Origin of the sequence: Nocardioides sp. NPDC101246 (assembly GCF_044767415.1) — a bacterium.
GTDB lineage: Bacteria > Actinomycetota > Actinomycetes > Propionibacteriales > Nocardioidaceae > Nocardioides.
In genome coordinates, this window is the sequence record NZ_JBIWNX010000001.1 from 401,457 (window position 1) to 413,279 (window position 11,823).

The following is an 11,823-nucleotide window of genomic DNA, read 5'->3' on the forward strand; positions in this document are numbered from 1 at the left end:
GCCGAGCGGCACCCCTCCGGCCTCGGAACCCGGGGCCGGAGGACACCTGTCCACGTACTAGGTCGCTTGTCCAAGACTCTTGACCGAACGAGTTCCGAGCAGGCATCCTCCTGTCATGACGAGCGTCACATTGAGGACCGCGACGGCTGTTGCGCTGGTGGCGGTCGCCGCCCTCGGACCCGCAACGTCGTCACCATCGGCGAGCGCCACGACCGCGCCGCACGCCACGGATCGGCAGGCCGGGAGCGCCGACTATCTCGTCGGCCGCGGCATCGCCGACGTCACCGGCGAGGTGGCCGAGGCCGGGATGATGGGGTACGCCGACCTCGGCCAGGTCAGCAGCGGTCTGCACATGCGCCAGCGCGCCCGCTCCTTCGTGATCGCCGACCCCGAGTCGGGCGAGCGCGTGGTCCACGTCCTCGCCGACGCCGGCATGATCTTCCAGAGCGTCCGCGACGCGGTGCTGGCGAAGCTCGAGCAGCGCTTCGGCGAGACCTACACCGAGCGCAACGTGATGCTGACCGCGACCCACACCCACGCGGCGCCGGGCGGCTTCTCGCACCACACGCTCTACAACGTCACCACGCTGGGCTACCACGGCAAGACGTTCCGGGCCCTCGTCGACGGGATCGTCGCCTCGATCGAGCGGGCGGACGCCGACCTCGCGCCCGCCGAACTGAGCCTGTCGACGAGCGAGCTGACCGACGCCAACGTCAACCGCTCGAAGACGGCGTTCGACCGCAACCCGGAGGCCGACAAGGCGTACTTCCCCGGCGGGGTCGACACCCGGAGCACCACCCTCCAGGTCCATCGCGACGGCGAGCTCGACGGGGTGATCAACTGGTTCCCGGTCCACGCGACGAGCATGTCGACCGACAACACGCTGGTGAGCCCCGACAACAAGGGCTACGCCGAGTACGCGTGGGAGCGGCTCGCCCGCGGCGTCGACTACGTCGAGGACAGCCACGACCCCGGCTTCGTCGCGTCGTTCGCGCAGACCAACTCCGGCGACATGTCTCCGAACCTCAACCTGCGGCCCTCCGACGGCCCGACCACCGACCAGTTCGAGAACACCAAGATCATCGGCACCAGGACGTACGACGCCGCCCGCCGCGGACTCGATGACGACCGCGAGCTGAGCGGCGGCGTCGACTCCCGGATCGTCTACGTCGACCTCGCCGACACCGCGGTACGCCCCGAGTTCACCCCCGACGGGAAGCCGCACAGCACCTGCCCCGCCGCGCTCGGCGCGGCGTTCGCGGCGGGCAGCACCGAGGACGGTGGCGGCGGGCTGCCGATCTTCAAGGAGGGCAAGGACGGTGGCAACCCGGCGGTCGCCGCGATCTCCGAGGCGCTCTACACCGCCAGCCCGGCGCTGCGCGCCTGCCAGGCACCGAAGGAGGTCCTGCTGCCGGTGGGACCGCTCGACATGGTGCAGCAGAAGCTGCCGGTGCAGCTGGTCCGGATCGGCGACTTCTACCTCGTCGGGATGCCCGCCGAGGTGACCGTGGTCTCCGGCCTGCGGCTGCGGCGCGCGGTCGCCGAGGCGGTCGGCACCGACATCGACCACGTGCTCGTGCAGGGCTACGCCAACGCCTATGCGCACTACCTGACCACGCCGGAGGAGTATGAGGCCAAGGAGTACGAGGGCGCCTCGACGCTCTTCGGGCGCTACGAGCTCCCGGCGTTCACGCAGACCGCGGCCGACCTGGGCGCCGCGATGCGAGACGGGGTCGAGGTACCGCTCGGTGTGAAGGAGGGCGACCGCAGCGCCGGGCAGTTCGCCTCGCTCCAGGGAGCGGTCGTGGCCGACGCACCGCCGCTCGGGAAGGGCTACGGCGACGTGCTGACCGCGCCGGCCGCGACGTACCGCCCGGGCGAGCAGGTGAGCGTGACGTTCGCGGGAGCGCATCCCAACAACGACCTACACCATGGCGGCAGCTACCTCACCGTGGAGCGCCGTACGGCGGACGGTTGGGAGCGGATCGCCGACGACGGCGACTGGTCGACGAAGTTCCACTGGAAGCGCTACGGCGTCGCCGCGTCGAAGGTGACGATCACCTGGGACGTACCTGACGACGTGGCGGCCGGGAGCTATCGGATCCGCTACTTCGGCGACGCCCGGAGTCTGCTCGGGAGCATCCGGTCCATCAGCGGCACCAGCCCGACCTTCTCGGTCGTGGGCCGATGAGGTCCGCAGCGGTGGGCATCGCGGCGGTGTGCGCTGTCGCCGCGACGATGCTGCCCGGCCCGACGGCATCGGCAGCGCCTCCGCCTCCCGACCTCAGCATCCTGACCCACAACGTCGCGATGCTGCCGACGATCCTGGGCGGGAAGGCCAACGGCACCCGGGCGGACCTGTTCGCGGAGGCCGACCATCTGCGCGGGCACGATGTACTGGTGCTGGAGGAGGCGTTCGACAACGGCCCTTCCGACACGCTCAAGTCGCGCCTGGCCAGCCAGTATCCCCACCAGACACCGGTCCTCGGCCGCTCCCGGTCGGGCTGGGACGAGACCCTCGGGTCGTACTCCTCGCTGACTCCCGAGGACGGCGGCGTGACCATCCTGAGCAGGTGGCCGATCACGCATCGCGTCCAGTACGTGTACGCCGACGGGTGCGGCGCCGACTGGTTCTCGAACAAGGGCTTCGTCTACGCCCGCCTGGACGTCGACGGCCGGCCGGTGCACGTGGTCGGCACACATGTGCAGGCCGAGGACCCGGCCTGCTTCGGCGGCGGCGCGAGCGTCCGAGCCGAGCAGTTCGCCGAACTCGACGGCTTCCTCGACGGGCTCGCGATCCCTGCCTCGGAGCCGATCGTGATCACGGGCGACCTCAACGTCGTCAAGGAGTCCCCGGAGTACGCCACGATGCTGACCGCGCTCGACGCCACCGCCCCGTCCTTCGCCGGGCATCCCTACAGCTGGGACCCGGAGACCAACCCGCTGGCGAGCTCGGGCGGGCGCGAGCAGCTGGACTACGTCCTGTTCCGGCGCGGCCACCAGCAGCCTCGCGGGTGGACCAACACCACGCTGACGCCGGCCTCGCCGCCGTGGAGCTCCGGCGGGACGACGTACACGGACTATTCCGACCACTACCCGGTCCTGGGAGGGACATCGTGACCTGGCAGAACTGGGCAGGCACGGAGCGGGTCACGCCTGTGCGCGTGGTCGACCCCGCGACGACCGACGAAGTGGCGGCCGCCGTCAAGGAGGCCTCCCGTGACCGGCTGAAGGTCCGGATGATCGGGTCGGGGCACTCGTTCACCGGTGCGGCGGTCGCCCCCGGCGTACAGCTGCGGCCCGATCGGCTCGACGGGGTCCACGCGGTCGACCGCGAGTCCGGGCTGGTGACGGTCGACGCGGGCATCCCGCTGCACCGGCTCAACCCGATCCTGGCCGATCACGGGCTGGCGATGGAGATCCTCGGCGACATCGACCGGCAGACGCTGGCCGGCGCGATCTCGACCGGCACCCACGGCAGCGGCGCCGCGTTCGGCAGCATCTCGACCCAGGTGCGCGGGCTCGAGCTGGTCCTCGCCGACGGGTCCGTCGTGCAGTGCTCGGCGACCGAGCGGCCGGAGCTGTTCGAGGCCGCGCGGGTCTCGTTCGGTGCGCTCGGCGTGATCACCAAGGTGACGCTGCAGTGCGTGCCGCTCTATGCGCTGCGGGCGGTCGACGAGGCCGCGCCGCTGGAGGAGGTGCTCGACGGCGTCGACGAGCTGGTGACCGCCAACGACCACTTCGAGTTCTTCTGGTTCCCGCACACGACGACGGCGCTGACCCGGAGGTTCCAGCGGCTGCCCGGCGACACCGAGCTGCGCCCGATGAGCCGGCTGACACGTACGGTCGATGACAAGATCGTCACCAACATCGGCTTCGAGGCGATGCTGCGCGTGGGCACCCGCTTCCCGCGCCTGGTTCCCGGGATCACCCGGTTCGTGACCAGGGCGATCTCCTCGCGCGACTTCACCGACCTGGCCCCGAACGTGTTCGCCTCTGACCGGGACGTACGTTTCCGCGAGGGTGAGTACTTCGTGCCACGTGAGGCACTCGTCCCGGCATTGCGCGAGCTGAAGCGATGGGTCGACACCCACGACGAGCCGGTGTCGTTCCCGTTCGAGGTCCGGTTCGTACGTCACGACGACATCTGGCTCTCGCCGGCCTACGAGCGGGACTCCGCCGTCGTCGCCTTCCACCAGTACCACCGGATGCCGCACGAGCGCTGGTTCGGCATCTGCGAGGACGTGCTCGGCGCCGCCGGTGGTCGACCGCACTGGGGCAAGATGCACCGACTCGACGCACCGGCGATGCGTGAGCGCTACCCCCGCTTCGACGACTTCGTCGCGCTCCGCGACCGGCTCGATCCGACGGGCGTCTTCACCAACCCCTACCTGGACCGCGTGCTCGGCCCTGCTCCGGAGGCATCACGATGACGATGACCCAGCTCGGCGGTCCCGCCCGCTCCTCGTGGCCGGACCTGCTCGCCGCGACCGACCACCTGGACCCGCCGTTCGCCGTCCTCGACGTGGCAGCGCTCCGCACCAACGCCCACCAGCTGGTCCGCCGCGCCGCCGGGAAGCCGATCCGGGTCGCCAGCAAGTCGATCCGGGTGCGCTCGGTGATCCGGGACGCGCTCGAGATCCCCGGGATGTCCGGCATCCTCGCCTACACCCTGCCCGAGGCACTCTGGCTCGCCGAGGAGCACGAGGACGTGGTCGTCGGCTACCCCACCACGCACCGCGCGGCGCTCCAGCGGCTGGCCGCGGACGAGAGGCTCGCCTCCCGGGTCACGCTGATGGTCGACAGCCCCGATCATCTCGACCTGACGGCCTCGATCATCGGTCCCGACGGCCCGCCGCTCCGGATCTGTCTGGAGCTCGACGTCTCGCTCCGGCTCGCCGGTGGGCGGCTCCACCTGGGTGCTCGCCGATCACCGGTGCACACGCCCGAGGAGGCCGGCGCGTTGGCACGCAAGGTCGCCGCTCACCCGCGCTTCGACCTGGTCGGCCTGATGGGCTACGAGGGCCAGATCGCGGGCATCGGCGACAACCAGCCCGGCCTGGGCCGCTTCGCGGTCCGGGCGATGCAGCGCCGGTCTGCCGCAGAGCTCGCCGAGCGGCGCGCGGCCGCGGTCGCCGCGGTCCGGAGCGTCGCACCCTTGGAGTTCGTCAACGGTGGCGGCACCGGCAGCCTCGAGCTCACCGCGGCCGAGCCGGCGGTCACCGAGGTGGCAGCCGGGTCAGGGCTGTTCGCCCCACGCCTGTTCGATTTCTACACCCGCTTCCAGCCCCAGCCCGCCGCGTACTTCGTGCTGTCGGTCGTACGTCGCCCCTCACCGCAGCACGCCACGGTGCTGGGCGGCGGCTGGATCGCGTCGGGCGCCGCCGGGAAGGACCGACTGCCGACGCCGGTGTGGCCACCGGGGCTGTCGCTGGTCGATCAGGAGGGTGCCGGTGAGGTGCAGACGCCGTTGGTGGGCGACCGGGTCGACGAGCTCGGCCTCGGTGACCACGTGTGGTTCCGGCACACCAAGGCCGGCGAGCTCTCCGAGCACGTCGACGAGATCGTCCTCGTCGAGGGCGACCGCATCCTCGACGTGGTCCCGACCTACCGCGGCGAGGGGAAGACCTTCCTCTGACCCGTCGGGCCTGCCGGTCAGGACGGCTGTTCGACCAGCCCCAGGAGCTGCGTGGCGGCCAGCTCGATCGCCGCGCCCGCGGTCTCCGCGTCGCCCTCGTTGAGATAGAGCAGGGTCAGACCGTCCACGATCGCGGTCAGGTAGCGCGCCAGCACCGCGACGTCGACCGTCCAGGTCACCCCGGCACTGGTCCCGAGCGTGTCGATCACCTTGGTGTGCGCGTCGAGGTAGGTGCGGTACTGCATCCGCGCCACCTCTGCCAGCGCCGGGTTGCGCGTCGCGTACTGCGTCAGCTCGTAGGTCACCCGGTGCTCGTCGGGGTTGTCCAGCACGTGCTGCCAGTAGGACGCCAGGCCGCCGCGCAGCTTCTCCTCGAGAGTGCCCGGACCTTCGATGATCTCCAGGGCGGGCGCCAGCGTGTGGCTGGTGATCGTGGTGATCACCTGCTCGAGCAGCTCCTCCTTGGAGCGGAAGCAGTAGTGGAAGGTGCCGAGCGACATGTCCGCCTCGGCCACGATCGACCGCGTCGTCGCCTGCGCGACGCCTTCGCGCGCCATCACCCGGATGGCCGCCTGCACCAGCAACCGTCGCCGCTCATCGGCAGAAACCCTTGTCACCCGACCAAGACTAACGTCCAGGTCGGTGGCCACCGAAGCCGTCGCGAAATCGTTTTCAGACGTCGGCTCACACCTGCTTCACTTCTCCGGTGGCATCCTCCCCCGGCTCCCTGTGGCACACCCTGATCCATCTCCGCGGCAACCCGCGCGCCTGCGTGTGGACCGAGCCGATGTGGGGTCTGTCGATGGCGCTGGTGCTGCCGTACCTCTCCGTCTTCATGCTCACCCTCGGGCTGCACGACGCGCAGATCGGCCTGCTCGCGACCGCCGGGATGATCTCCCAGGTGTTCTTCGGGCTCGCCGGCGGCATCATCACCGACCGGATGGGGCGCCGGCTGACGAACGCTGTGTTCGACGTGATCGCGTTCGTGATCCCGTGTCTGATCTGGGCGTTCGCGCAGGACTTCTGGGCCTTCCTGGCCGCGTCGCTGCTCAACGGCGCGCTGCAGGTCACCGCCAACGCCTGGGACTGCCTGATGGTCGAGGACGCGGAGCGCGATCAGCTCACCGGCATCTACTCCCTGGTGCGGGTCGCGGCCGACTGCTCGGCACTCTTCGCCCCGATCGCCGCCTTCATGGTCGCGCAGTTCGGCCTGGAGCCCGCGGTGCGGGTGCTCTTCATCAACGCGGCAGTGGTGATGCTGGCCAAGATCATCCTGCTGTACGCCGCCTCCACCGAGACCCGCCAGGGCCGGATCCGGATGGAGGAGACCCGGCACGAGAGCCTCTGGCGGCTCTTCGCCGGCTACCGCGGCGCCGCGCGGCTCTTGGGCCGGTCCCGCGGCTCGCTGCTCGCGCTGGCCATCGCCGCCGTCGTCGCGGCGGTCACCCTCGTCAACGGCACCTTCTGGCAGGTCCTGGTCAGCCATCGCCTGCACGTGCCCGACCCGTTGCTGCCGTTCTTCCCGATGGTGCGCTCGCTACTGTCGGTGCTCTTCCTCTTCACCCTGATCCGCCGACTGACCTCCGGCCACGACCTCAAGCACGCGACCCTGTGGGGCTTCGGCATCTATCTGGCCGGCCAGCTGGCGCTGGTCGCGATCCCGGCCGCCGAGGGCGACGCCGACCTGATGACGTACGCGCTTCTGGGGGTCTGTCTCCTCCTCGACAGCTTCGGCGCCGGGATGCTCTTCATGCTCTCGGAGTCGCTCGTCGCCTTCCACGTCGACGAGGCCGAGCGCTCACGCGTGATGGCGCTGCAGCGCACCGCGGTGATGCTCGCCGCCGCCCCGTTCGGCTGGATCTCCGGCTGGCTCTCCGGGATCGACCGCACCTACCCCTTCTGGCTGACCTCGGCGCTCCTCGTGATCGGCGTGATCACCACCCTCGTCTGGTGGGCAGGGCCTCACACCGAGCCGTCGCTCGAGCCCGTGGCCGCGGATCGAGCCTGATTGGCGTGCGGCCCAGGGCGCCCTCGCTACCGAGTGGGGGGGTACCCCGCAGCGTGGACGCCCGGACCGCACACGGAAGAGATAGCAGCCTTCCCGGATCGACGCCCGCCAAACGTCGATATCTGGTAACAAATGTTCTCACCCATGCCCTCCGAGGGCAGCTGAGACCACGGATCGCAACCGCGTTCGAGAAACTTGCCCGGGGTCGGTTTAGAACGAGCCGGGCGGGGTATGAGGGCAGTCATGAGAGAGCTCGTTGCCGACCATCCGGTGGGACTGCCCGACGATCCCACGCCGCCGTTGCCGGACCGAGCGGAACTGCCGATGGCTCCCGATGACCTGGACGACGAGGCGTACGACGCAGTGCTCGTGCTGCCGTTCGGCGCGGCGAGCGGATGGCGAGGAGCGAGCTGACGGGGGTTCTGGGTGGAGCCGCCTGTCGGAATCGGGGGGCCACGATTCCGAAGCACCCACATGATCTGTATCGCGGGGGCGGAGCGTCACCTGGTCCGGCACTTTGCCCCCTTGGCGGCCTACCGGCAGCCGCCCCTCCGCCCACACGTCACCGGCCAACAACCTGAATTCCTGATCAACGCGATGTCGCCGGCACCCGGTGGCCGAGCTCGGGGCTGTGCGTCGTGAGAAGTTTTCGGAACTCGGATGAGCCGCTAATCGCTACCGAAGACTTTCGTAACGAACCAAGCCGCCGCCAGCCCAGCTGCGCCACTGAAGGCCCAACTCACCGCCGCATTGGCCGGGGGGCCAAAGGCTGCGTTCAACGCAACTTGCACGCCCACTCCTACGGCGACGAAAGTGCCGAAGGCAACGGCCCACTCAATTACGCCCATGGCTGGTCTCCGCACTGTATTAGGTACGTGAACGATTAGGTACGTGAACGGTCTCACTGAGGCAGCCTCAAGCAGGAATAGCCGGTTTGGCCTGCCCAGATCCGGGTATGAGGCAGGTGCCAGGGGCCTGTTGCGGAGTAATCGCCAGAGAGGTTCGAGCGGAACTTCTCGCGACCGTGGCTCGGCGAGAGGGATTGGCAGGGCCTGGGTGGTTCGCGCTGGAGGGGTGGCGTTCCTCCCAGCGGCTCTCGCTCGCCGCGCCTGAGCCTTCTCGGACATCGTGGCCCCGCCGGATCGACGGGGCCACGAGCAGTAGTGAAGATCAGAACGTGCGTCGCACTGTGACCGTGGTGGTCTTGCCGCTTCGGATGTTCTTGGTGATCAGTACGGCCTTGGTGAACTTGTTGGTCCGCTGGAAGCCGGTGAAGCGGTGCCGGAACTCGCCGATGTTCGTGTCGACGCCCACGTTGACCACCTTCGACTTCTCCTGGAAGCCGGCCGGAGTCCACAGGCGTACGGTGAGGCGGTACTTGCCGATCCGGTTCGCCTCGCCCTCGACCCGGACCACGCCGGAGTCGCGGCGGACGGTGATCTGGGAGGACGGGCCCATGCCGATGACTCGGTAGCGGTTCTGGTCGACACTTCCGACGCAGAAGACCGAGTAGTCACCCGAGAAGTACACGCCCATGACCGGCTTCGGCCAGGCGCGGGTGGACTTCGTGGTGTCGCGTACGACGCCGCCGACCGGGTGGAGCATCGGCGACTCGGGCGACGGACCCGATGGCCCACCGTTGCCGATCATCGTCCATCCGGACCAGTTGGGCCTCTTCACGTCACGAATCACAGCCGTTCCGACGGTGCCGCCGGTGGGCGAGCGCCGGGCGCCGACGGTGATGACACCAGCGCCGCCCTGGCAGGCGCTTGTGACATTGACGGATGGGGTGGTCGCAGCCTGCGCGGAACCACCGAGTGACAGGGTCGCTGCGCCGAGCGCGAGGGCGGCGGCAGCGAGCGTGAACTTGCGGAGCATGGGGTCTTCTTTCGAAGTCAAGGCGCGCTGCGACATGCGGCGCGCTTGCATTGAAACACCCATACAGGTATCCGTCAGTGAATTCGGCACACAGAACCCCAACAGCGCTCGTAGAGCGGGGTCCGGGGGGAACAGGGGGGGGGGGGACGAACCGGCGAGGCGGGCGAACGACAACGAAGAACCCCCGCCGTACCTGCCGTGTTCGGGCTGGTCAGACGAGGGTTCGAGCCGAGCCGCCTGTCGGAATCGAACCGACGACCTTCTCATTACGAGTGAGACGCTCTACCGACTGAGCTAAGGCGGCGTACCGTCATCCGTTACCGCATGTAGCGGCTCTGGTTGAGCGGACCGGACGAGTGTACCGAGACTGCGCGCTCGACACTAAAACGGTGCGCCTCGACGTGCTCGTCGATGGTGATGCGGGTGGGCTTGCCCTTGCCGATGAGGCGGCCCAGGCGGCGTACGCCGTGCTTCATTACTGCTCTACTCCCCTATGAACATGGATCAACCACCAGCTGCGGACGCAGTGGTGGTGATTCAATGATGACCGCCGGCGATTCATAGAGGTAGACGATCTTTCCTTGGAAAGTCATAGGATGTCACTATGTTGTCGCTGCACCAGCTCCGGGTGTTCCTCGCGGTCTACGAGCATGGCTCGCTGACCGCGGCGGCCGAGGAGCTCGGGTATGCGCAGCCGTCGATCTCGGAGCAGGTCCGGAGCCTGGAGCGTAGCCTCGGGGTGCAGCTCTTCCGCCGCGTCGGGCGCGGTGTGGTGCCGACCGGGGTGGCCGACGAGCTGAGGCCGCACGCGGAGCGTACGGTCGCTGCCGCCGAGGACGCGCGCAAGGCCGTGCAGGCGGTGAAGCAGTTCGAGACCGGAACCATCCGGTTCGGGATGTTCGGGATCGCGCGGCTCTACGGCGGGGCCGGGCTGGTGGCCGACGTGCTCGACCGATACCCGGGCGTACGCGTCGAGCTGATCGGACAGAACTCCACCGAGGTCCAGGACGACCTGCGCCGCGGACGGCTCGAGGCGGCGATGCTGCTCGTCGGCAGCGTCTCCGGCCCGGGCCTGAAGGTCACGCCGGTGGCTCGCGACGAGCTCGTCTACATCTCGGCCGACCCGGCCCACCTGGCCACACCGGTCACCGCCCACCGGCTCTCGCTGGCCTCGCTGGTCATGTCCGACACGAGCTGGAGCTCCGAGGACCCCACCCGGGTCACCATCCGCAACCTGCTCCACGAGACCGGGCGCAACCCACCCAGCCGGATCGAGGTCGAGGACATCGAGACGGCCGTCGAGCTGGTCGGGATGGGGTACGCCGACAGCGTCATCGCCAAGGGAGCAGCCGAGCAGCTGCTCCCCCGGCTGGCGCCGAAGGCCGGCTGGGTGTCACTGCGGCCCCGGACGTACGACACGTTCGCCGTCGTCCACCGCACCGACGCCACCCTCTCCCCCGCCGCCACGCTGATGATCGAGCTGGCTACCAAGCGGATCCAGGCCATTGCGGACCCTGTCCACCGGCGGTAGCGGGCGTTCCATCGTCGAAGCGGTGTCCTGAGCTTGTCGAAGGGTATGCAGACGAAGGCTCACATCCCGTGCGGAGCTCCGCTGGGGATGTGAGCCCTGACCTGCATACCTCGACGAAGGTCTAGCTCACTCGCAGCCGTAGCCGTCGTTGTCGGCGTCGAGGCGCCACGGGTCGGAGCTGTTGTTGATCCGGACCGGCTTCTTGGACGCGGGGATCTCGCCGCAGTCGCGGTCGTTGGCCGAGGAGGCGTTGTAGACCTTCTCGCCGTTGGCGTAGGTGTAGTCCAGCCCTGAGGTCGTGCCGCCGGACGAGCCGCGCTTCTTCAGGTAGAACGAGGCGGACACGTCGGCACGACGGTTGGCGTCGCCGGCGTACTTCCAGCGGTAGTAGCGGCTGACCTTGGGCGTCACGACCACGGCGCACTTGCCGTACTTGTTCGTCACGCAGGAGGTCACGCTGCTCCAGCGGCCGCTGGCCTTCTTCTGCAGGTGGATGCGCTTGCCCTTGACGGCCTTGCCGCCTGCGGTCAGCTTGCCGACGGGGCGGTAGGACTTCGTGCCGTACTTGGGGGCGGAGACCTTGACGACCTTGGTGACGACCTTGGCCGACACGGTCGCCGGGGGCGTGGCGGCGTGGGCGGGCTGACTGATGACGGGGGCGACCGCGATCGCCAGGGCGGCGACCGCGGAGGCAGCGAATGCCTTCGTCGTCGAACGGACTCGCTGGTTCATGATCACTTGCTCGTGACCCTTCTTCTCGAAGTAAAA

General features: G+C 69.1%; 11 protein-coding genes and 1 tRNA gene. 7 read left to right on the forward strand and 5 right to left on the reverse strand.

Annotated features, from left to right (window positions below):
* The first annotated feature begins 115 nt into the window (after positions 1 to 115).
* The 4 genes from ACIRON_RS01895 to ACIRON_RS01910 are packed head-to-tail and all read left to right on the forward strand — an operon-like array spanning position 116 to position 5,638.
* A complete protein-coding gene (locus tag ACIRON_RS01895) occupies positions 116 to 2,191 on the forward strand; it encodes a neutral/alkaline ceramidase (RefSeq protein WP_402988210.1) in 2,076 nt (691 codons plus the stop codon).
* A complete protein-coding gene (sph, locus tag ACIRON_RS01900) occupies positions 2,188 to 3,120 on the forward strand; it encodes a sphingomyelin phosphodiesterase (RefSeq protein ID WP_402988213.1) in 933 nt (310 codons plus the stop codon). The genes ACIRON_RS01895 and sph overlap by 4 nt, the downstream gene beginning before the upstream one ends.
* On the forward strand, positions 3,117 to 4,433 hold the full coding sequence (locus ACIRON_RS01905; RefSeq protein WP_402988216.1) for a D-arabinono-1,4-lactone oxidase: 1,317 nt from the start codon (positions 3,117 to 3,119) through the stop codon (positions 4,431 to 4,433). The genes sph and ACIRON_RS01905 overlap by 4 nt, the downstream gene beginning before the upstream one ends.
* Positions 4,430 to 5,638, forward strand: coding sequence for an amino acid deaminase/aldolase (locus ACIRON_RS01910; protein WP_402988219.1), 1,209 nt, complete (start codon positions 4,430 to 4,432; stop codon positions 5,636 to 5,638). Before ACIRON_RS01905 ends, ACIRON_RS01910 begins: the two co-directional genes overlap by 4 nt.
* Before the next feature lie 17 nt (positions 5,639 to 5,655).
* Here ACIRON_RS01910 and ACIRON_RS01915 read toward each other — a convergent pair whose 3' ends face one another.
* Positions 5,656 to 6,255 (reverse strand): TetR/AcrR family transcriptional regulator, encoded by a 600-nt coding sequence (locus ACIRON_RS01915; RefSeq protein ID WP_402988222.1) that lies wholly within the window; start codon positions 6,253 to 6,255, stop codon positions 5,656 to 5,658.
* An 89-nt stretch (positions 6,256 to 6,344) separates the two neighbouring features.
* Between ACIRON_RS01915 and ACIRON_RS01920 the strand changes: the two genes are divergently transcribed.
* Both ACIRON_RS01920 and ACIRON_RS01925 read left to right on the forward strand, forming a co-directional pair.
* Entirely contained in the window at positions 6,345 to 7,646 is a 1,302-nt protein-coding gene (locus ACIRON_RS01920; RefSeq protein ID WP_402988225.1) for an MFS transporter, read from the forward strand.
* Between the two features lie 243 nt (positions 7,647 to 7,889).
* Positions 7,890 to 8,060, forward strand: a complete 171-nt coding sequence (locus ACIRON_RS01925; RefSeq protein ID WP_402988228.1) for a hypothetical protein — start codon at positions 7,890 to 7,892, stop codon at positions 8,058 to 8,060.
* 756 nt (positions 8,061 to 8,816) lie between these two features.
* Here the strand turns inward: ACIRON_RS01925 and ACIRON_RS01930 are convergent.
* The 3 genes from ACIRON_RS01930 to ACIRON_RS01940 form a co-directional block, all read right to left on the reverse strand.
* On the reverse strand, positions 8,817 to 9,524 hold the full coding sequence (locus ACIRON_RS01930) for a hypothetical protein (RefSeq protein ID WP_402988231.1): 708 nt from the start codon (positions 9,522 to 9,524) through the stop codon (positions 8,817 to 8,819).
* A 231-nt stretch (positions 9,525 to 9,755) separates the two neighbouring features.
* Positions 9,756 to 9,828, reverse strand: a tRNA-Thr gene (locus ACIRON_RS01935).
* 13 nt (positions 9,829 to 9,841) lie between these two features.
* Entirely contained in the window at positions 9,842 to 10,000 is a 159-nt protein-coding gene (locus tag ACIRON_RS01940; protein ID WP_176883750.1) for a hypothetical protein, read from the reverse strand.
* Positions 10,001 to 10,128: 128 nt separating this feature from the next.
* Here ACIRON_RS01940 and ACIRON_RS01945 point away from each other — a divergent pair, with 128 nt between their 5' ends.
* A complete protein-coding gene (locus tag ACIRON_RS01945; RefSeq protein WP_402988234.1) occupies positions 10,129 to 11,055 on the forward strand; it encodes a LysR family transcriptional regulator in 927 nt (308 codons plus the stop codon).
* A 126-nt stretch (positions 11,056 to 11,181) separates the two neighbouring features.
* Here ACIRON_RS01945 and ACIRON_RS01950 read toward each other — a convergent pair whose 3' ends face one another.
* A complete protein-coding gene (locus ACIRON_RS01950) occupies positions 11,182 to 11,787 on the reverse strand; it encodes a hypothetical protein (RefSeq protein WP_143033691.1) in 606 nt (201 codons plus the stop codon).
* Between the last annotated feature and the right edge of the window lie 36 nt (positions 11,788 to 11,823).